This is a genomic window from Arcicella sp. GW458-12-2-14-TSB2, assembly GCF_059423785.1.
Window position 1 is genome coordinate 1 of sequence record NZ_JBWKYN010000048.1, and the last position, 22032, is coordinate 22032.

At 35.3% G+C, this 22032-nt stretch carries 22 protein-coding genes; 11 read left to right on the forward strand and 11 right to left on the reverse strand.

Going from position 1 to position 22032, the window contains the following annotated elements; all coding sequences use genetic code 11:
* Positions 1-168 precede the first annotated feature (168 nt).
* The 3 genes from AC07XN_RS09135 to AC07XN_RS09145 all read right to left on the reverse strand — a co-directional run bounded on the left by AC07XN_RS09135 (position 169) and on the right by AC07XN_RS09145 (position 4167).
* Positions 169-597: a nuclear transport factor 2 family protein gene (locus AC07XN_RS09135; protein WP_309912087.1), complete on the reverse strand. Its 429-nt coding sequence runs from the start codon at positions 595-597 to the stop codon at positions 169-171.
* A gap of 33 nt (positions 598-630) precedes the next feature.
* The gene (locus AC07XN_RS09140; RefSeq protein ID WP_494742813.1) at positions 631-2598 is read right to left on the reverse strand and encodes a glycoside hydrolase family 88/105 protein; all 1968 of its coding nucleotides are present in this window, start codon (positions 2596-2598) and stop codon (positions 631-633) included.
* 288 nt (positions 2599-2886) lie between these two features.
* Complete coding sequence (locus AC07XN_RS09145; RefSeq protein ID WP_309912089.1) at positions 2887-4167, reverse strand: MFS transporter; 1281 nt, start codon at positions 4165-4167, stop codon at positions 2887-2889.
* A gap of 489 nt (positions 4168-4656) precedes the next feature.
* Here AC07XN_RS09145 and AC07XN_RS09150 point away from each other — a divergent pair, with 489 nt between their 5' ends.
* Positions 4657-5691, forward strand: a complete 1035-nt coding sequence (locus tag AC07XN_RS09150; RefSeq protein ID WP_494742814.1) for a LacI family DNA-binding transcriptional regulator — start codon at positions 4657-4659, stop codon at positions 5689-5691.
* A 145-nt stretch (positions 5692-5836) separates the two neighbouring features.
* Here the strand turns inward: AC07XN_RS09150 and AC07XN_RS09155 are convergent, their stop codons facing one another.
* A complete protein-coding gene (locus tag AC07XN_RS09155) occupies positions 5837-6811 on the reverse strand; it encodes a polyprenyl synthetase family protein (protein WP_323247906.1) in 975 nt (324 codons plus the stop codon).
* Between the two features lie 178 nt (positions 6812-6989).
* On the opposite strand from AC07XN_RS09155, the gene AC07XN_RS09160 reads away from it, so the two are divergent.
* The 5 genes from AC07XN_RS09160 (at position 6990) to AC07XN_RS09180 (ending at position 11258) form a co-directional block, all read left to right on the forward strand.
* Positions 6990-7934 (forward strand): patatin-like phospholipase family protein, encoded by a 945-nt coding sequence (locus AC07XN_RS09160; RefSeq protein ID WP_323247908.1) that lies wholly within the window; start codon positions 6990-6992, stop codon positions 7932-7934.
* Between the two features lie 85 nt (positions 7935-8019).
* Entirely contained in the window at positions 8020-8766 is a 747-nt protein-coding gene (locus AC07XN_RS09165; protein ID WP_494742815.1) for a hypothetical protein, read from the forward strand.
* Between the two features lie 166 nt (positions 8767-8932).
* Entirely contained in the window at positions 8933-9460 is a 528-nt protein-coding gene (locus AC07XN_RS09170; RefSeq protein WP_494742816.1) for a hypothetical protein, read from the forward strand.
* A 252-nt stretch (positions 9461-9712) separates the two neighbouring features.
* Entirely contained in the window at positions 9713-10768 is a 1056-nt protein-coding gene (locus AC07XN_RS09175) for a serine hydrolase domain-containing protein (RefSeq protein WP_494742817.1), read from the forward strand.
* Between the two features lie 73 nt (positions 10769-10841).
* Positions 10842-11258: a hypothetical protein gene (locus AC07XN_RS09180; RefSeq protein WP_494742818.1), complete on the forward strand. Its 417-nt coding sequence runs from the start codon at positions 10842-10844 to the stop codon at positions 11256-11258.
* Between the two features lie 201 nt (positions 11259-11459).
* Here the strand turns inward: AC07XN_RS09180 and frr are convergent, their stop codons facing one another.
* The 5 genes from frr to dusB form a co-directional block, all read right to left on the reverse strand.
* The gene (gene frr, locus AC07XN_RS09185; RefSeq protein ID WP_309912097.1) at positions 11460-12020 is read right to left on the reverse strand and encodes a ribosome recycling factor; all 561 of its coding nucleotides are present in this window, start codon (positions 12018-12020) and stop codon (positions 11460-11462) included.
* A gap of 84 nt (positions 12021-12104) precedes the next feature.
* Positions 12105-12815: a UMP kinase gene (gene pyrH / locus AC07XN_RS09190; RefSeq protein ID WP_309912098.1), complete on the reverse strand. Its 711-nt coding sequence runs from the start codon at positions 12813-12815 to the stop codon at positions 12105-12107.
* A 78-nt stretch (positions 12816-12893) separates the two neighbouring features.
* Complete coding sequence (locus tag AC07XN_RS09195; RefSeq protein ID WP_494742819.1) at positions 12894-13391, reverse strand: acyl-CoA carboxylase biotin carboxyl carrier protein subunit; 498 nt, start codon at positions 13389-13391, stop codon at positions 12894-12896.
* Positions 13392-13397: 6 nt separating this feature from the next.
* Positions 13398-14309: a DMT family transporter gene (locus AC07XN_RS09200; protein ID WP_494742820.1), complete on the reverse strand. Its 912-nt coding sequence runs from the start codon at positions 14307-14309 to the stop codon at positions 13398-13400.
* A 177-nt stretch (positions 14310-14486) separates the two neighbouring features.
* A complete protein-coding gene (gene dusB / locus AC07XN_RS09205) occupies positions 14487-15485 on the reverse strand; it encodes a tRNA dihydrouridine synthase DusB (RefSeq protein WP_309912101.1) in 999 nt (332 codons plus the stop codon).
* 124 nt (positions 15486-15609) lie between these two features.
* Between dusB and AC07XN_RS09210 the strand changes: the two genes are divergently transcribed.
* From AC07XN_RS09210 to AC07XN_RS09230, 5 genes are all read left to right on the forward strand, one after another.
* Entirely contained in the window at positions 15610-16542 is a 933-nt protein-coding gene (locus AC07XN_RS09210) for a CPBP family intramembrane glutamic endopeptidase (RefSeq protein ID WP_494742821.1), read from the forward strand.
* A gap of 37 nt (positions 16543-16579) precedes the next feature.
* Positions 16580-16807 (forward strand): putative signal transducing protein, encoded by a 228-nt coding sequence (locus AC07XN_RS09215; protein WP_309912103.1) that lies wholly within the window; start codon positions 16580-16582, stop codon positions 16805-16807.
* Positions 16808-16830: 23 nt separating this feature from the next.
* Positions 16831-17667: a phosphatidate cytidylyltransferase gene (locus AC07XN_RS09220; RefSeq protein WP_309912104.1), complete on the forward strand. Its 837-nt coding sequence runs from the start codon at positions 16831-16833 to the stop codon at positions 17665-17667.
* 123 nt (positions 17668-17790) lie between these two features.
* Complete coding sequence (locus tag AC07XN_RS09225; protein ID WP_309912106.1) at positions 17791-18516, forward strand: carboxypeptidase-like regulatory domain-containing protein; 726 nt, start codon at positions 17791-17793, stop codon at positions 18514-18516.
* A 270-nt stretch (positions 18517-18786) separates the two neighbouring features.
* Positions 18787-19521 carry an acyl-[acyl-carrier-protein] thioesterase gene (locus tag AC07XN_RS09230; RefSeq protein ID WP_309912107.1) on the forward strand — a complete coding sequence of 245 codons (735 nt, stop codon included), beginning with the start codon at positions 18787-18789 and terminating at the stop codon, positions 19519-19521.
* Positions 19522-19538: 17 nt separating this feature from the next.
* Here AC07XN_RS09230 and AC07XN_RS09235 read toward each other — a convergent pair whose 3' ends face one another.
* Together AC07XN_RS09235 and AC07XN_RS09240 are read right to left on the reverse strand one after the other, a co-directional pair.
* Positions 19539-20048: a HEAT-like fold family protein gene (locus AC07XN_RS09235; protein WP_494742822.1), complete on the reverse strand. Its 510-nt coding sequence runs from the start codon at positions 20046-20048 to the stop codon at positions 19539-19541.
* A gap of 3 nt (positions 20049-20051) precedes the next feature.
* The gene (locus AC07XN_RS09240; RefSeq protein ID WP_494742823.1) at positions 20052-21950 is read right to left on the reverse strand and encodes an OmpA family protein; all 1899 of its coding nucleotides are present in this window, start codon (positions 21948-21950) and stop codon (positions 20052-20054) included.
* Between the last annotated feature and the right edge of the window lie 82 nt (positions 21951-22032).

Below are 22032 nucleotides of genomic sequence, written 5' to 3' on the forward strand. Positions count from 1 at the left end.
CTATAAATGTGTTGAATGATAATTGTTTAACAGTATTATTTATCTAAAATAACAAACAATATCTCAAAACTAGCACAAGATATTTAGGTTTTAAGATTAAAACCAATAAAAAAGGTTTGGAAATTCATCCAAACCTTTACTTTCACTAGGTAAATAATATTTTGAAGCTTAGATTTTAACGGCTTGTCTAGCAATTAATTTCCATTCTTTTTTAGTTTTTTGGAAAACAAGCAAAATGCCTAATTTCACCGTTGCTGGTACATTACGATTATTCGTTTCAGCGTATAACTTATGGCGAACAATGGCAGTATTGCCAAAAATTTTGATTGTTTGTTCTGTCAAATCCATTGTTTTGAAATCAGAATCGCCATTCATTAAAGTCTCTATTAAATGAGCTTTCCCTTCTAAACTTCCACCCGAATGTCCGTAACTCAAATCATCATCCAATATTTTTTCTAGTGTTGCTTTGTCTGCATCCACTACAGCTTTTCTAAATGTCTCGACTGCAGCAGCTACTTTTGCTTCATCATCTGTTTGTGCTTGGCTCATGGTTATTGTTCCTAATAAGATGGTACCTAATATTAATAGCGTTTTCATTATGTTAAAATTTATTGTACGAATACACATTATTTATTTTTTACTCTGTGTTTTAGTATTGCCTTTTTGCAACAACCAAACTGATAAGTTTTTAGCCGCTTTGAAATTTTCAAATTCCATTGGCAAACGTTTTCCGTTTAAGTATTCATTGTAAATCCAAGGGTCACCAATGGCAAATACTGTTCCTTTACCTACTTTAGCTACTGCCATAATAACGTCGTTACCTTCACTAATAGTAGCTTTTGCTGGTGCTTTTACCGATAAAACAGATAATTCTTTTACGAATACTTTACTAACATCTTTAAAAATAGGGTGATTAGCAGGTATTGTTACACGTCCTTGTTCATACACATTATTTTTCACCATATTGATACTTTTGTTAGTAAACTGAATACCGAACTTAGCGGCCAATTTATTGAAATGTGGTAATTCCACATTAGCAGAATCATTAGCCATCAATACTAAAGTTCCCCCAGCTTTTACCCAGTTTTCAATCGCTGTAATATCCTGTGCTTCTACAAAATTAGGGTTTGGTGTTTCCTTTTTAGTATCAGGGTCAACAATGATATAAACATCTAAATCTTTTAAATTTTCGGCTCTTGGTGCAGTCGAAACTGTACGTAATTCAGCACCATAATTTTCGAAAATACTTCCCCACAATGTAAAGCCAGAATCTTTACCATCATACCATGTATAATGATATGGCTCAGTAATGCCTTCACGCGTAGTACGCATTTCGTGGTTGAAATAATTATCTAACCCTACTTTTTTGCCTGCACCTACCCCTAAATCTTCAGCAATTTCCATTTCAACGCTTGCCATGATAAATGGAGCCATGCCTTTTAAGTCATCACGACGGATAGGTTCTTTAAGGTAATATTCATAGCTACCGTCACGGTATGGATTTCCGCCTAAGCCACTTACCAATACTACTTTTTCAAGGTGATTGATGCCATTGCTTTCTGTAGAAATAAAGTTTCTTAAAATCCCGTCATATCCTTTTTTAGCATTTTGATAATAAGCCTTATCAATGTATCCCATTCTAGCACCTTTTGCCAATCCATAAACCATCATTGAAGAACCTGATGCTTCAAGATAATTGCCTTTACCATTGATTTTATCCACAACTTGATACCAACAACCTTCTTTCGGGTCTTGATATTTCACGATAGCAGCCGCTAGTCTTTGATAAATTGCGATTAGTTCCTTACGTTTTGGATGGTCTTTTGGGAAAGTATCCAACACATCTGCTAAAGCCATGATGTACCAACCGATTGAACGTCCCCAGAAGTTTGGAGAAACACCAGTAGTTTTATCTGCCCATTTTTGCTCGCGACTTTCGTCATAACCGTGGTATAATAAGCCTGTTTTAGGGTCACGTGCATTTTTTTCCATCCAAATAAATTGGTTGGCGATGTCATCAAAATTCTGTGGCTGATTAAAAGCTTTGCTATATTCTGCATAGAAAGGCTCTACCATATACAAACCATCTAACCACATTTGGTTTGGATAAATTTGCTTGTGCCAAAAACCTCCTTCTTTAGTACGTGGTTGTTCAGAAAGTTGTTTTCTAAGCAAATCGGCAGCCAATTTAAACTTTTCTTTACCCGACTCACGGTAAAGCATTACTAAAGAACGACCACCTGTAATGTTATCAGAATTGAAATTATCGTATCGGTACGTCTTGATTTCACCTTTATCGTTTACATAAGCATCCATGTTGTTCAAGATAAAACGATAATATTTAGCGTCACCAGTACGATACCATACTCTTTCAATGGCTTTCAAAAGAATAGCTTGTTCATAGTCCCAACGAGCACGCTTTCCTTCTTCTTTGTAGGTAATAGAGTCTTTGTGAACGTCTAGCATAATATCTGCCATTCTCGTAGACCATTTCGTTTGTGCAAACGAAGTATTCATCGAAAAGAAAAGGCAAATTCCAGCAAGAATTATACTACACTTGCTAACAATAGGAATGGTAAAAAAAAGTTTTCTTTGCATTTTTTGTTAAATAATTATTTGTTTTGAGCTATAAGCAATGAGTTGTGAGTGATAAATTGTGAGTTGTGAGTTGTCCTTTGTGCTTGCCTAAAATAGGTTGCCCTTCAACGGTAACAATTGATTAGGAAAGTCAAACATTAATATTCAATACTTTAATTGATACAACAACATCGTTTATTTTATATTAAGTAATGAACCTAAACGACATCCGTGTAGAGTAATTTATTGATAATCAAACAATTAATCGCTAAATCACTCATTCACTAAATCACTCCATTCCCCTATTACTTAAATCTCTACTTGAGCATTGCGTGGAGCAAAAAGATGCATAATTCCCCAAGCTAAAATATACGCACTTCCACATAATAAAAAGATGATATTATACCCTGCATTGATATCACCAGAGGCTTTGTAAGTATCCAGTAACGAACCTACTACAAAAGGGAAAATCATTCCTCCTACTGAGCCAGCCATTCCACCAATACCAATGACAGAACTAATTGCTTTTTTAGGAAACATATCTGATGCTACTGTATAAATGTTAGCACTCCAAGCTTGGTGAGCCGCCGCCGCAATACTGATTAACGCTACAGCTTCCCAGATGTTAGTGGCATAACGGGCAGCCATAATTGGTACTACACAAATAGCAAAAATAAACATGGATACTTTTCTGGCTTTGGGAATTTCCCAACCTTTTTTGATAAAGTATCCTGACAAATATCCTCCACCAATACTTCCGATGGTAGTAGCTGTATAAACCAAAATCAAAGGCAAGCTTGGTTTTTTCAAATCTAAATTAAACCTCGTTGAAAAATATGACGGCAACCAAAATAGGAAAAACCACCAAATAGGGTCTGTCAACATTTTTCCAAAAACAAAAGCATAGGTTTGTCTAATGCCAAAAAGCTTTATCCAAGTAACAGGCTTTTCATTAGCATTTACGGGTTCAACATCACTATGAATATAGTCATATTCAGCTTTCTCTAATTTTTTATGTCTCGATGGAATCTCATAATAAATTATCCAGAAAACTAGCCAAATAAAGCCTATTCCACCTGTAATGATAAAAGCCATTTCCCAACCATAAGAACCCAAAATCCAAGGTACCATAATAGGTGCTACTACTGCACCAATGTTAGCTCCTGAGTTAAAGATACCTGTTGCCAAAGCTCTTTCTTTTTTTGGAAACCATTCAGCCGTTGCTTTAATGGCAGCTGGAAAGTTGCCCGCCTCCCCTAAACCAAGCGCCGCTCTAGCTAAGCCAAACCCGAAAGTACTTTTTGCAAATGCATGAGCAATGGCAGCAAGACTCCACATAATCACAGAAATTGTATAGCCCAGTTTTGTACCTATCTTATCAATAATACCACCAAAAGCCATTAAACTCAGTGCATAAGCGGCCTGAAAGGCTATTACGATTCTACTATAATCTGTTTCTGTCCAACTAAATTGTTTTTCTAAAGTTGGTTTCAAAAGACCTATCACTTGTCGGTCTAAATAGTTGATGGTTGTAGCAAAAAAAAGTAGCGCAACTATTTGCCAACGGTACTTACCAATCGTCTTGTTCATTTTTTTGGGGTTAGACTATAACATTTAAGCAATTAATTACTTCATTTCTATCTAGAAAAATGAAAATTAATCATACTTCACTAAAAGGGAAAAGCACTTATTTTTTACTTGGTATAAAAAAATGATTCCAGATTAATGAGTAATTATACAGTATTTAAGCCTTATTCTTTTAATAGAAATTATTGAAAAACATTTTCCCCAAAAAAGCGTTTTAGTAAACTATATAACTAGATTATTTCAAGAAATGGCATTTTGTTCTATTGTCTGTTCTGAACAAAGGTTTAGATAAACATATCTCTTAAAGTAGAAGGATACAAACATTTTATTGAATATTTTTCGTAAATCTTTTCGGGAACGTTGCCATTCATACAAAGTTTAAATTTCTATATTTGTAGGATAACCTATTTAGCTAAAAATTGTAATTTCAACACAGCAAAAACGGTACGAGAAAAGGAATCAAAAATTTGTACAATTCAAAGAAATAACATTTTGGAACATATTACCATTAAAGATATTGCTAAAGCCTTGAACCTCTCGACTTCAACCGTTTCGAGAGCGTTGAGAGGGAGTCATGAAATTAATCCAGAAACCAAACGCTTGGTGATGGAATATGCTGAAAAGTTCAATTATCAGCCCAATCCAATTGCCTTAAGTTTAAAAGAAAACAAGAGCAGGTCTATCGGTGTAATAGTCCCTGAAATTGATAATCCTTTCTTTTCACAGGCCATTAATGGTATTGAAGATATCGCTTATAACAAAGGCTATCAGGTAGTTATCTTTCAAAGTCATGAGTCATACGAAAGAGAAGTGATTAATACACAGCATATTACATCAAGACGGGTAGATGGTTTATTGATTTCATTGTCGGGACAAACGACTAACGTAGATCATTTGAAACGCTTGCATGACAAAGGTTTACCCATCGTTTTATTCGACCGTATTTCGGATGAAATAGATACACATAAAGTGATTTCAGATAATTTTGAAGGCTCGTTTACAGGCACCGAACATTTAATCAAGATAGGAAGGAAAAGGATTGCTCATATTGCGGCTTCGCCACATTTATCAATTTCCAAAGAAAGAGTAAAAGGCTATTTGGCAGCCTTAGCAAAATATAATGTTCCTGTTGACGAATCTTTGCTAAAGTACTGTAATTACGGCTTGCAGGATATTGAGTTTGTGATAGACCAACTTTTCACAAATGGCAACCCACCAGATGCCATCTTTACGGCTAGTGATAGGTTAGCATTAGGTTGTTTAAGTACCCTACAAAAAAGAGGAATTAAGATTCCCGAGGAGGTAGCTTTGATAGGTTTTACTAATTTAAAAGTGGCTTCTCTCCTAGCTCCATCACTAAGCACCATTGTACAACCAGCTTTAGAGATGGGTAAACGTTCGGCTGAATTATTATTTGAGCTAATAGAAAATACATCTAAACTACCCAAAAAGTATCAAACGTTTAAATTATATACAGAATTGATTATCAGGAAATCTTCTGATAACATGATTCTGATTGATTTATAGGTAGTAATTAGTAAATAGTGATTGGTGAATGGTCTGCCGTTGCTGTAGTATTTCTATTTACTAGCTATCAGTTATTTACTTCAAATGAAAACATGGCTTAAATTGTACTGATTACTTAAGAATCTTTTAACAACTTATGTTTAATTTATTTAGTTCTTTCAATCGTAAATTGAACCAATCCAGCTAATGATTTTCTGTAGATAGAATCAGGGAAGGTAGAAAGAATATTCTGTGCCTCTTCAACGATGTTTTTCATCACTTTTGTGGCATATTCTAAGCCTCCAGACTGTTTTACGAATGATATTACTTCGGCCACTTTTTTAGGGTTATCAGACTCGTTCTTGATGATATTTATGATATTACGCTTGGTACTCCAATTAGCTTTGTTTAGGGCATAAATCAAGGGCAATGTCATTTTCTTTTCTTTGATGTCAATCCCTAAAGGTTTACCGATTTCAGCATCACCATAATCAAACAAATCGTCTTTAATCTGGAAGGCAATACCAACTTTCTCACCAAAAGAATGTGCTTTGGCAACCGTTTCTTCATCTGCCCCTACTGAACTAGCACCGGCGGCACAACAAGCAGCAATAAGGGTTGCCGTTTTTTGTCGGATAATTTCAAAGTAAACGTCTTCAGTAATATCCAGTCGGCGAGCTTTTTCAATCTGTAATAATTCTCCTTCCGTAATTTCTTGGAAAGCCGTAGAAATGATTTTCAGGTTTTCAAAATCGTTATGTTGAACCGACAATAAAAGTCCTCTGGTTAATAAATAATCGCCTACCAAAACGGCAATTTTATTTTTCCAAAGTGCATTTACCGAGAAGAACCCACGGCGGTAATTAGAATCATCCACCACATCATCATGAACCAACGATGCCGTATGCAATAATTCGATTAAAGCAGCACCACGATAGGTTTTTTCAGTGATTTCTCCACAAATTCCAGCTGATAAAAACACAAACATCGGGCGTAATTGCTTGCCTTTGCGTTGTACGATATAATTCATAATCGTATCCAACAGCATAACCTTTGTTTTCATAAACTCCTTAAATTTTCCTTCGAAAGCATTCATTTCAGTAAGGATAGGAGCCTGTATTTCTTTGATAGATAAATTCATGATATTTTTAAATGGCTTGCAAATTACGCTTTTCTCTAAAAAAATGTATATTGCCTTAATTAATAACCTAAATTTATTTTTTTAGTTCGTTATTCAATGAATCGTTTGTTTTGCTAAATTGTTCATTCATAAGTGCATACCAAACCTTGACTGGAGTATTAAAAATCAATATTTAATTATGAGTAAAATTTTAGTTTTGGCGGGTGGGTCGGTAAAAGGTGCGTATCAAGCAGGTGTTGTTAAAGCAATTTTTGAAACAGGGTTTTCCCCAGATGCCATTTATGGTGTTTCTGCAGGCAGTATGAATGCGTCTTATCTGATTAACAGTTTTGGCAGACAAAGTATTGAAAATGATGGCTATATTAACTTAAGTCAGTCATCAAAGGATTTATGCGATTTTTGGATAGACAACATTTATGCCCCCGAGTGTTTGTCACTAAGAAGAGGTACTTATGAGTTAGGGTTAAGTGCTATTCGTAGGAATTTTGAAGGTTTATTGGATACAACACCTTTAAGAGAAATTTTGAATAATAACATTTCTATGCGAAACCTTAATGCTAGTCCTGTACAGCTAAAAGTTGGTGCTGTGGATATCATTAATGGCAATATGGTTTACGCCAATCCCTCTTATGATCACTTTTTAGACTATATAATGGCATCCTCTGCTATTCCTATTTTGATGCCCGTAGTCAATATTGGTGGACAAAATAATATGGCTTTTCTGGATGGAGGTATGCGTGATGTAGCCCCTGTTAAAAAAGCTATTCAAGATGGCGGTACTGAAATTATTTGCGTAGCCTGTCATACGCGTAATATTGACGGAGGTTATTTCCCTTATGGCAACCTTTTAGCGTTGGTAGACAGAGTAATGGATATTGCTGTAAATGAATGTTTGAATGCCGACTTAGACTGGGCAGAGTTTAGAAATGAATGCTTACCAGCCGACGGCTCACCAAGTCAATTTGGTATTTTGGCAGGGCAATCCAGAATAAAATTAAAAATCATTCGCCCTCAACATCATTTGAACATTGATATTCAAGCCTTTAATAGTGATGATATTAAAAGGATGATTTTATTAGGTTATGAACAGGGAATGGAGGAAATGAGGGGGTATAAGTTGTAGTTTTTTTTGAATGAACATTTATACTGAAAAGCCCGCCCGTCGCAAATCTACAAACCGTTGTGTATGTTCCCAAAAAACAATTCATATGACAAAGACAATTTTAACAATTTTACTTACATTAAGCTTAGCTGTTTCGTTTGGACAGACATTTAATGAAAAGTATGGACAACCTATTATAGTTTTAATTGAAACAGACCCATGGCTTATGGTTATAGGTTCTGATGTTCCGACTTTTGCTCTCTACGAAAATGGACAAATTATTTATAAAAAGATAGTTGATAAGAAATTGAAATATTTTGAAATTACAAATGACAGAGAAACAACAAAGAAAATAATTAAGTCATTCGGTATAACTGATAGTTTAATGAAACAAGCTGTTTATACAGAAGCATCAACTAGCACAGACCAGCCAACGAATATAATGCTACTAAACTTTGATACTTTACGTCAAATAAGTGTTTACGGAAATTTACGAAATCCCCAAAATGAAGCAAGGGCAAAAACACCTAAAGACTTTCTAACTGGATATGACAACATTTTAAAATTTGATGACAAATCTGCGAAAGAATGGCTTCCCGACACAATAGAAATTATGGCGACAGCTTATAATCATTCACCAGAAAAGCCATTAAAATGGAATACTGAATGGAACGACATTAATAGTTCAACAACAGTAAAACGAAATGATAGTTTATATAGCATATATTTGGACAAAAAATATTTTGACGATTTTTTGAAACTAGTAAAGAGTTTGAAAGAAAAACAAGCCGTTGAAATCAATGGGAAGAAATATTCATTAACATACAGACTACCATTCCCAAATTTAAGATGAAAAAGTTGCACACATCTTTCCGTTTGGCAATATGGTGACTGAAGTACTTCTATAAACATTTGTGCAAAGTTCAACATTAGGAATTCTAATATCATTGTGAAAGTAATTCAGTGATGTATGAAGAACATACCTCGACAAAAAACATTTTAATACAGTATCATTGACAATGAAAAAATACTTATTTTATTTAGCATTAATAGGCTGGACATTAGGTCTTTTAGTTCATATACTTTCACTTGCAGATATTGACGTTACAGAAAAAGTCCCCTTTGTTTGGCTTTTGCATATCGGTTTTTTTGTAGTTTTGGTTCCAGTAATTATTGATTTGAAAAAGAATGAAGAACTTGGAGAATATCAACAATCAGGAATGATAAATAGAATGAACCACGTTGGATTTTCTAAAATAATTTTTGAAGGAACACCGACTTGGATGACAATAATTGTGGTAGCTAGTTTTTGTTATGCTTTTGTAAACTTTATGCTGTTTATGAACTCACAAGATGGAACACCAGACATTAAAAATGGACAATTTATTTTACATAATCATGGTCAACTGATTAAAACATTAACAGAACAAGAGTATCATCATTATAAAGCAAATGAAGTAAGAGGGTTTTCTGGACATTGGATTTTGTTTTATGGAGTAGCGATAGCTATATTATATAAATTCAGTGGGCTAACAAAACAAAATTAATTTTCCGCCGTTGTTGGTGTTTGTTCACCAACAATACTTGCGTCAGCAACGCGCCGATTAGTAAAACACCCATAATCATAAAAAAGAGTTTTGAATACTGAAATTTAAACTTTTCATACTAAATGGCAAACAATGTATACGAAAAGCATTTAGATAATTCGACAAATAATCAATTGAAAAATCATCGTGCTCACGCCTGATACTGAGCGAACCCATATCATATCACACATTTAATCTCTAAAATACAGTTTCATGAAAAGTAAAATGATTACCTTTTTTCTTTTAATTAGTGTAGTAGCTTATGGGCAGGTAGACAGCACCGATTTAATTGTTCAGAAAATAATGAACGAGCAAAAAATTGTTGGACTTTCCCTTGCAGTGATTAAAAATGGGCAACCACAAGTGAATAAGGGATATGGTTTAGCAAACGTAGAACACAATGCACCTGTAACAGCTGAAACTGTTATTCGGCTCGGCTCTGTCAGCAAGCAATTTTTTACCACAGCCATTCTGAAATTACAGGAGGAAGGAAAACTAAGCATTGAAGATGATGTTCACAAATTTTTCCCTGATGCTCCTGAAACATGGAGGCCGATACGTTTGAGACACTTGATGTCTCATACTTCTGGACTAAAAAGAGAAGGCCCCGCTTATAATAATTCAATTATTCAACCCGATCTTGTGATTATCAAATCAGCTTACTCCTTGCCACTTGATTTCAAGACTGGTGAAAAATACCAATATTGTAATCTTGGATATTATATGTTGGCAGAAATCATCAAACAAGTGAGTGGTATGCCTTGGCAGGATTATATACAAGAAAAACTCTTTATTCCTGCCGGTATGAAAAACAGTGGCATGACCGATTTTTATCCTATTATTCCTCATCGTGCTAATGGGTATATGCATAAAAATGGAGTGTTGGTAAATGCTGATGCAATGTATGCTGTACGACCAAGCGGTGGTTTTCTTTCCACTAGCTCTGATATGATTTTATGGGAGAAGGTGTTGAGAGAGAAAAGTAGTATCTTGAAAAAAGAGAACTGGGAACGGTTATGGCAACCTGTTATAAAAACAATAGACGATCCGAAATCAAAAGCCTATTATGGCTTTGGGTGGACAATTGATGAATATAACGGACACAACGTGATTGAGCATGGTGGTGCTAATGTTGGTTTTCGTTCGCATTATGCCCGTTTTGTAAATGACAATTTGACAATCATCATTATGACGAATACAGACGAAGCTAATCCAAAAGCTATTGTCAGAGCTTTATCAGACTACTATTTTAGAAGCCCAAAACCTTAAATAGGTAACACAGAAAGAGTCCATGCCCGAATGCAAGTTGAAAGAACTTTGTAAAAAATAACAATATGTAATTATGGTAGTACTTGAACGATATATTTCTCCATACGACGGAAAAAGTATTGTGCTTGGTGTTTACAGCACAATTGAAATTGCAAATAATGCAAAACAATTATATATAGCAAAATGCAAAACCATAGATAAATGGTCAGAACAATCGTACAGAACAGTAAATCTTGATGTAGATGTAAGTATTGAAGATATTTCTGATATTTTGGTTTTTCACGAGGGGCTATCAAATGGAATAATATATTTGATTAATTCAGTAGACGAAGGATTTGGACAAATTGGTAGTAGAATCATCAAAGCTTTTTTTACCGAATCAGAAGCTAAAGAGTATGTTATCGAAATGGAAAAACAAGAAAAAGAATATGAGCCTAGTTGGTACGAAATTGAAATTAAGACACTTGATAGTTTTGACTTCGAGGATTAAGCTCAAAATAGTATATGAAAAAAGACAGCATCACCCCTCACTGGTCTAAGTGTTTTTCATTTAGACCTACAAATAAATGCAGTCTCTAACTGCTACCATACCATAGGGTTATTGTAGAAATAATCTTATGAAACACTCATAAACAAAGAGTTTTGAATACTGAAATTTTATCATTCAGCATTCAAAACTCTTCACTCAAAACTACACTGACATGATATCTCTTTCTTTATCAGCAAATACAGCATCTACTTTAACAATATAGCTATCTGTGATTTTCTGAATACGTTCTTCGCCAGCTTTTACAGCATCTTCTGAAACGCCTTCATTTTTCAATTTCTTAATAGAGCTGTTCGCATCTTGACGAACGTTTCTCACATTAATTTTAGCTGTTTCAATCTCAGCTTTTACTCTTTTTACTAATTCACGACGACGCTCTTCGGTAAGTGGTGGAATATTTAAACGAATAATTTCACCATCGTTCATCGGTGCTAAACCAATATTTGAATTACGAATTGCTTTTTCGCATTCAGCAATCATTTTCTTTTCAAAAGGTTTTACAACGATTGTACGAGCATCGGGTGTATTGATAGATGCCGCACCTGTTAGGGGCGTCATCATGCCATAATAATCTACTTGAATACCATCTAACATTGAAGGGCTTGCCTTACCAGCACGAATTTTTGAAAGCTCAATCGCTAAGTGCTTTAAAGCTCCGTCCATCGTTTCTTTCGCTGCATCAATGTAAAATTCTATTTCTTCCATTGCTTAATATATGATTTCGGATTTTATATGCTGATCACAAGGCTTCGATGTTGCTTTAAATTCATCATCGGTCAACCCATATCATTAACTAATTAAAGTTCCTACTTCTTCTCCTTTTGCTAAATCTGCTAAATTGTTGTTTTTGTTCATATCAAATACAATGATAGGAACTTTATTTTCTTGGCATAAAGTAAATGCCGTAGTATCCATGATTTTTAAACCTTTGCTGATAGCTTCTGTAAACGAAAGATGTGTATAACGCGTAGCAGTAGGGTCTTTTTCAGGATCGGCAGTATAAACGCCATCAACTCTAGTCCCTTTTAATACTACATCCGCTTCAATCTCAATTGCACGTAATGCCGCTGTTGAATCTGTCGTAAAATATGGGTTTCCAGTACCTGCTCCAAAAATTACGATACGACCTTTTTCTAAATGTCGCATTGCTCTACGACGAATAAATGGTTCGCAAACAGCATCCATTTTGATGGCAGTCTGTAAACGAGTAAACATTCCGTGTTTTTCTAAAGAAGCTTGAATCGCCATTCCGTTGATAACGGTAGCGAGCATCCCCATATAATCTCCCTGAACACGGTCAATACCAGCTTTGGCAGCAGCTGCACCACGGAAGATATTTCCTCCGCCAATAACAATGGCAATTTCAACACCTAATTCTTTTACTTTCTTAATTTCAAGAGCGTATTGCTCTAAAATTGATGGGTCAATTACTTCACCATCTGAACTGAGGGCTTCGCCCGATAGCTTGAGAAGAATTCGTTTATACTTCGGTTTGTCCATGATTTAAGGTTTTTTCGGAGGCAAAGATATACTTTTTTTTTATTTGGCGTGGAAAATTGTCGGTTTCACCATGGAGACTTATTCAAATTCAATTAAAACTTGATTTTTTTCCACATTTTGTTTATTACTCACTTTAATGTTCTTAATGATACCCTCACCCGTAGCTTTCAACACATTTTCCATTTTCATTGCCTCTAAAATCAGCAAAGAATCGCCTTTCTTGATACTGTCTCCTACCTTCACTAAGAGGGAAACGATTAGTCCCGGCATGGGGGCTTTTAAATCGTTTACTTTGGTAGAAGCTGCCTCAGACATTCCCAATTGTTCTAATAAAATATCGAAGCGGTCTTTTACATTGACTACATATTGACGATTATTCATTTTAATCAAGAACGATTTTGCTTGATAATCGGCCTCTAATACCTCAGCATTATACGAACGATTGTTGTACAGGATATGAAAATGATTATTCCTGATTTCAACAATATCCCAATCTAGTGGTTGTTCATCAATGGTTGTACCTGTGTTGTCTGATACAATGTTAAATGTTTGCTGATTTACGGTGGCTTTCAACATGGATGTTTAATTAGATTTGTTCACCAAATATACACCAATAAGGATGATACTCATGCCTAAATAATGCTGAAATATTATAGCTTCTCCATCAAGTACGCCCCAAAGGATAGCAACTATTGGAATCAGGTAAGTAACAGAGCTTGCCAGTACGGCACTCGTCATTTGAATTAAACGGTTGAAGAGCACCATTGCAATAGCAGAACCTAAAACGCCTAATAACATGGCAAATATTAACGCTTGCAATGCATTAGGCTGTTGTAGCCTTGATACAAAGTCGGTCGAAAACAATACTCCTGCTGCTACTGGTCCGATAGTCATAAAAATACTTGAGGTGATTAAGAAAGAATCTATGCCCAACCCCGTCAGGTATTTTTTAGTGATGTTCAGGTTGATACCGTATAATAGAGTAGCCGCAATAACAAAAAAAGCATAGCCATTCACGTGAAAACCACTAGCTCCTGCCAATATTAGCAATAAAGCCCCAACAAAACCAAGTACAATGCCGATACCTTGACGCTGAGTGATTTTGTTACTAAAAAAAAGTGCTCCCACAATCAGCGTAAACAAAGGGGTAGTAGAGTTTAACGCTCCTGAAACACCGCTATCTAATTTTGATCCTGCAAACGAGAACAAATAAGCAGGAAGAAGATTGCCTAATAAACCTGCCAATAGAAAATAGACGGCTTTATTAAGAGGAATCTTTTTGATATTGATGATAAAGAAAGGGAGAAAGAAACAAAAGGCTGAAAAAATACGAATCGAACCCACCTGTGCAGGGTCAAAGACGGTCAAGCTTTTTTTAACGAGGATAAACGAACTTCCCCAGATGCCAGCTAAAAGAGCCAATAGGCCCCACACAAGTAAAGGGTTTTGAAGTTTTGTAGGTACTGTTGTTGAAGTAGTAAGGGTTGTTTTCATAAAAATTTCAGTCAAAAATTAGGGAAGTTTATTGGGCATTGATTGAATTATTAAAAAAATAGCGAAGCAAATCTTTTCATTTACTTCGCTATTTTTTTAGGTTTTAAGTAGTCGCTGTGTCAATTAAAGCATTTACATTAATACCTTAAAATCAAATCGGCTGATTGCTCACAACTCTTACTTAACAAGGAGTTCTTCCTCACTATAAAATATGGCTACTTCATTCAGAATACTTAGAATCTCTTCATAATTCATAGAAGTAACTAATCTCATCCTAAAGTCTTTGAAGTGCGACAAGCCTTTGAAGTAATTGGCGTAATGTCTTCTCATTTCTACAATACCTGTATGTTCTCCTTTCCAGCGAATACTGAAATCAAGGTGTTGTTTACAAACATTAATCCTATCATTCACCGTTGGCGGAGCCAGATGCTCCCCTGTTTTGAAGAAATGCTTGATTTCATTGAATATCCACGGATAACCAATAGAAGCCCTGCCAATCATGATTCCGTCTACGCCATAACGATTTCTATATTCTAATGCTTTTTCAGGTGAATCAATGTCACCATTTCCAAAAATAGGAATCCTAATTCTTGGATTTTCTCTTACCTTCGCAATCAAACGCCAGTCTGCCTCTCCTTTATACATTTGCACCCTTGTTCTTCCATGAATAGTCAGGGCTTCAATGCCAATGTCTTGTAAACGTTCGGCAACGTCTTCAATGTTTCTGGTGGAATCATCCCACCCCAAACGGGTTTTTACAGTAACGGGCAAATGTGTTGACTCTACTACGGCTTTGGTCATCAATACCATTTTAGGAATATCTTGCAACAATGCCGCACCTGCCCCACGACAAGCCACTTGCTTAACAGGGCAACCATAATTGATATCTATCAAATCGGGACCAGCCTTGGTAGCTATTTCCCCGCAGTTCCGCATAGTTTCTATGTCTGAACCAAAAAGCTGAATCCCTATTGGGCGTTCATATTCAAAAATATCTAATTTCTGAATGGATTTGGCTGCATCACGGATGAGGCCTTCAGAAGAAATAAATTCAGTGTACATCAAATCAGCACCATTGGCTTTACACACTGCACGAAACGGAGGATCGGAAACGTCTTCCATTGGAGCAAGTAATAAAGGAAACTCCCCTAATTCTATGTTTTTAATCTTGACCATTGTTCTTTTTCAATTATTCTTGAATGTTTTTTCACATCCTATTCATGAATATTAATTCAAACTGTGTTTTACTCTGTTTGCTATAATTGTTCACTGCTAATTTTTACGTAAATTTACAACCATTATGACAGAATTCGATACTTTTAACCCACAAACTGACCGTCCGTTTATTGCCAAGCTAATGATTTTAATTGGATTGACATTAATTCTGATGTTTGTAGGTTCAACCATAGGGCTTTTTGCCTTTTCATTAGTCACTGGTGCTCCATTTGAAAAAGCAATCTCTTTTCAACAACATCTCAAAGACTATCCCAATACTTACTTAGGTATCATGCTACTTCAGGTGTTTTCTACGCCTCTGCCATTTATTGGCGCATCGTTGATGTATTGGTACGTTTTTGAAAAACAAAGCATTCAATCTTTAAGTTTCCAACCTACTATTTTAAATGTATTGCTGATTACGATGGTATTAGTCATAGGCTTTATGCCTTTTGATGCCTTGATTATAGAGCTTAACCAAAAACTACAATTGCCTGCTTCATTAAAGGGATTAGAGGAGTGGATGGAAAATGCTGAAAAATCAACAGGTGAATTGACCAAATTCCTTACAACCTTTAAAAACCCTGCACAATTTGTTTTAGCTATAATAGTAGTAGCAGTATTTGCAGGCATAAGCGAAGAGCTATTATTTAGAGGAGTATTGCAAAACTTAGCGTTAAAAGCCTTTAAAAACCATCATGCAGCCATTTGGTTTGCTGCTTTTTGGTTTAGTTTTATTCATTTCCAATTCTATGGCTTTATTCCTAGGATGTTATTAGGTGCTATGTTTGGATATTTGTATTATTGGACCCAAAATCTATGGCTTTCTATGTTTGCCCATTTTGTGAACAATGGTTTTACTTTATTGATGGCATATTTATATCAAATGAAAGTAACAAACACGGATATTGAACAAACCAAAACAGTACCCGTAGCAATGGCGTTGATTTCAGGTTTATTTACCATCATTTTACTTCGTTGGTTCTGGCTTAATAGTATTTATAGAGACAATGAATGATTACTTTTGATTTTTTGAACTGATAACAATGCTATTTATGACAGATTGGAAGAAAATTTACGAGTCTACAAATCCATTTAGAGCAGAGCTTGCCAAAGTTTATTTGGAAGACGAACATCAAATAAATACTGTGGTTATCAGTAAAAGAGATAGTTCATACCATTTTGGGCGTTGTGAAGTATATGTTCATTTGAAGGATGCCGTTTTGGCAAAATTCTTGTTGGAAAACGAGGGTGGTTTTGAAGAAAGTAAAGAAATTGCATAAACTATTAATAAAAAATAATCAATATGAATGAAAAACTACAAGGAATGTCAAATCTAAAACAAAGGGTAATTGCAGCCGTTGTGGCTGTTCCTTTTTTGATATTTTGCATTGTTTTTAGCGATTGGACTTTCTTTGGGCTTTTTGCTATTATTGCTATTTTAGCACAGCTTGAATTTTATAAATTATTAGGACTCGATGGCGACGAGCCACTCACCTACTATGGCACCTTTTGTGGTTTCATTTTGGTATCAGTTACCTTTTTAATTGAAAAAGGGATTATTCCTGAAGCTAATTATTATATCCTTTCGCCTTTGATGGCGTTGATATTTTTTATCAAACTTTATAAGGCACAAGACGAAAAACCATTTAAAAATATCGCTTATACTTTTCTTGGTGTTATTTATGTTGCCTTGCCTTTTGCACTGATTATCATTTTAGCATTTTTAAATAGTACAAATTTTAGTTGGCAACGTCCTTTAGGTTGCTTATTTTTGCTATGGGCAAGCGACACTGGGGCTTATTTTGCTGGAACAAAATTTGGGAAAACGAAGTTATTTGAAAGAGTATCACCCAAAAAATCATGGGAAGGAAGCGTAGGTGGATTTTTAGCCTCTATGTTGGTTTCTTTTATTCTTTCAAAATACTTTACAGACCTTTTGCCTTGGCAGTGGTTTGGATGTGGTGCGATTATTGTAGTAGCAGGTACTTATGGAGATTTAGTAGAATCATTATTCAAAAGAAGTATTAAGATAAAAGATTCAGCTTCGACCATTCCAGGGCATGGCGGTTTCTTAGATAGATTCGATGGTTTATTGCTTTCTATTCCATTTATCATTACTTTTTTAAAGCTATTTAACTAAACTTAGTCTGAATTCTACTAAACTTATCAAACGTTAAAAACTGTTAAAGCCACACAAGATTTTCATTTGAAAGCGTTATATTGAGTAAGTTTACATAAAAATTCATCATCTGAAAGTGAAACGATGTTACTAAGATTTAAATACATATTAATTGTTACTTTACTTATTTGTCTATCTCAATACACAAGCTTTGGACAAGGACAGGATAAATCCGTGATTTTCTCTGGTAGAGTTGTGGCTGACCGTAGTTCTGATTTTTTGCCTAATGCTTATGTTTTCAACCCGCAATCTGGGAGAGGGACTTTGACAGACGATTTTGGTAATTTTTCATTGTATGTATATCCTGGCGATAGTGTGGTATTTACTTATGTAGGGTATAAAAAGAAGTATTATATCATTCCTAGAACCAACGAACAAACTCAGGTAGCTACGATTTTCATGACTGAAGAGTCGAGAATGTTGGCGGAAGTAAAAATTTATCCATACAGGACTGAGGATGAATTTAAGAAGGCTTTTCTCGACATGAAGTTAGATAATGAAGCAGGAAGAAGAGCATTAGCCAAAAACCTTGAACAATCTAAATTGAATGTACTAGCCCTTAGAGCAGGTTTGAGCGGTGCAGGGAATTTCAAAAATTTCTCAGACCAAATGACCTTTGCTGCTGCTAATAGAAGTTTTGTGCAAAGCCCCTTGATGGCATTTACCAATCCTTTTGCATGGGCAAACTTTATCAAGTCTATCAAAAATGGAGATTTAAAAAAGACTGAGTATAAAAAAGCATATGAAGATGCTCCTTCTGAGGGGATTTCTAGACAGAAATTCTTGAAAGAACAAAAAACTGGAAATTAAATTTAATGTTATTTTGCTTAGTTACATTTCCAGTAATTTTTACAGCATTTATCAATTATAGAAACTTCCAGAAAAACGGTTTACAGAACTGTTTTCTGGAAGTTTTTTTCTTTATAAAGTAGTGATTATGATTAGCAAATAGTGATTGGAGAACGACCCGCCGTCGCAGTAGCATTACAAACTACTAGTTATCAGTTGTTTACTACAAACAAAACCTTGTTTAAATTGTATTGATTACTTTACTTACAACCGAATTAACCACTTTGAAAATTGGAGTTTATTACAGAATCATATCGCATTAGAATTACCGAAGTAGATGCTCATAGCAATCTTACAATCCCTGCATTAAATGGACTTTTTCAAGAAATGGCTTGGCGACATTCAGTAGATGCCAACGTATCAGCCCCCGAATTAACGGCCCAACATAATATTACTTGGGTATTATCTCGCTTAAAAATCTGGATTGAAAAATTGCCCTCTTATGATGAAACGGTTACTGTAAAAACCTATGTACAAGAAATTGATAAATACTTTTATTACCGTGATTTTAAAGTATATGATGCCAATGGCATAGAGATTATTCGTGCCAATGCACTATTTGGCTTGATTGATATTGCACGTCGCAGAATTACATCTGTACCCGATTGGATGCGTGCCATTACGCCTACTTGTGGTAGCGAAAAACCTGTACAAAAAGTCTCGGGAAAAATTGTGCCATTAACTTGTATTGAAACCCAAAGGTCATTTGATATTCGCTGGCATGATATTGATTCAAACCAACATGCGAATAACAATCGCTATGTGGAATGGCTTATGGAAAGTGTACCTACCAATGTTTTAAACGATGGCGTACTGAAAACGTTTGAGATTATTTTTAAGAATGAGAGTCTCTTTGGCGATAAAATCATTACCCAAAGTCAGCGAGGAACAGAAGGTTTTATACACAAAATGGTTAACCAAAATGGATTAGAATTGGTAACAGGAGCAACTGTTTGGGAGGTATAAAATAAATGATATACCTCTTATAAGGCTTTTAAAATCTTATTCGCTCGATTTTTAAAGGCGGGTGATTGATAAGGTAATTGTTCTTCAATGAGAAACTTTAATTCACTTTTTAGTTCGGGATACAGTTTGCTTAAATTGAATAGAATAGTCATAGAGAATACCCTGATAGCAATCGCTTCTTCGTTATTACTTAGGTATTTGAAACAAGTATCAACCGCTAATCCATGTAGTTCTTCTGGGATAGCAATATCTTGTAAAACCCTAACAGTATTGCGTTTGATGGCATCGTGTAAATTGTCTTGTTGCAAATTCAACAACATTTTTTCGATATAAGGTGTAAGAAGAAAATGCCACCTATGAATGCAATCCGACATGATATTGGCAGCATGTTGATTCTTTCTGCTATCTCCTTCAAAAAAGACTGCCATCAATTCATCAAACCTTTCTGGTTTTCCATCAATCCAGTCTATAATTTTCGTAAATATTTCTCTTGAAAAGCGTTCAGGGATAGCCTCTTTGATATTCATGGTTTACAAAAACTTAATTTCAATTCTTCTGTTTAGCTTTCTATTATCGGCAGAACTATTGGGTAAAAGCGGTTTGTTTTTTCCATAACCCTCCGCTTTAATCATGGTTGGGTTAATGCCCTTTTGAATAAGATAATTTCTGACAGCATTAGCTCTTTTCTGAGAAAGCACCAAGTTTTCAGCATCCTTCCCAACATCATCCGTATGTCCAGAAACCTCTATCGGCAATTCTTTATTTTCATTCAGCAAAATAATCAGTTTATCCAATTCTATCATCGACTCTGGGTGTAATTCCCATTTGCCCGTATCAAAAAAGATATTATTTAGGATTTCTTTCGCATTCTTTTGAATAGGCTCAAGCGAGATATTTAGCACCTTATCCGTACCGATTTGTTGTGATAAATCTACATTAATACTTTTAAAGAAATAACCTTTTTTATTGACGAAAATAGCATATTCTGTTCCAGCAGTAAGTACAAAAGTATATTTACCTGTTTTGTTGTCCGACGTAAACAAGCCCATTTTTTGCTTATCTTTTAACGATACCAATTCAATATCTGCGGCTAAGGTTTGCTGAGTTTTGGCATCTGAAACAATTCCTTTCAAGAAAAAAGTGGGTTTAAATCTAGTCTGCAAGCTTTCGGGCAAAATGATTTCTACAATTTTAGCCCTACGATATTTATTATCTTGATTTTGCTCTAAAGAATAATAGGCTTTTTTACTATCCGATGTAATAAATAAAGCTACTTGGTCTTCATGGGTATTTAAGGGAAATCCTAGGTTCTCTGGTGTACTCCACTTTCCTTCCTGATTTTCAGAGAAAAATAAATCCAATCCTCCCAAACCGACATGACCTTCTGAGGAGAAAAACAACGTTTTGCCGTTGGCATGGATAAAGGGAGACAAGTCGTCCTCTATGGTATTGATGGTATTGCCAAGGTTTACTGCTTTTGCCCAGTTATTAGTGGAGTCTAATTGACTAACCCAAATATCACGCTTGCCAATACTTCCCTTTCTATCAGATACAAAATAAAGCGTACGTCCATCAGCCGATAAAGATGGTTGAGATTCCCATTCACCAGAATTGATATTAGTGCCTAAGTTTTGAGGAGATGACCAATCATCCCCTTGCTTATAAGAAATAAACAAATCGCAACTTCCGTAGCCTTTTCTTCCTCCGCAAGAGGTAAAGACTAATATTCTGCCATCAGCCGAAATAGAGGCCGTACCCTCGTTTTGAAGCGTATTTATTTTATCCGAAATGGATGTAGGAACAGACCATGTGCTGTCTTTGAAAACTGATTGGTACAGGTTTTCATCTTTTTCTTCTTGACCAGTAAAAATAAGTGTTTCACGGTCGGCAGAGAGTACTGGGAAGTATTGGGATTCAAAACGATTGACTGTTTTGGGGAGTTCTATCGGAGAGATTTTTAATGGACTCTCAAGGGCTTTGATTGAAAACTTACAACTTTCAAGTCGTGCTAAATAGCGTTTTTTGTTAGAGAGAGAGACCGCAGGAAGTCCTTTTTCAAGGTAAACGAGAGCTTTTTGATACTCGCCTTTTTTTAAATACAGCAACCCTACTTGTTGCGAAGCAATTTCACTAACACTGGTTTTCTCTTGGGCATTGATGGCTTTTTCGTAATGTAAAATAGCATTACCAAACTGTCTGTTTTGTTCATACAGCTTGCCTAAATGGAAGTAGGGTTCTGCAAACAAATTATCTTTTTCAATGGCTTCTTCAAATTCGTTGAAAGCCGTTTCGATATCCCTATTTTGTAATGCATTTAAGCCTTTTTGATAGGCATCAACTGCTTTTTTATTAGTCGAAGAAAGTGTATTCTGACCTTTAGACTGGAAAATACAAGTAATCAAGATAACGAATAACAATATACTTCTCATGTATGGCAAGTTTAATAGCGCAAAAGAATTTGTTTTACAATTTAGTAAGAAACTAGTCAATTGTTATGCGCTATTAACCAAG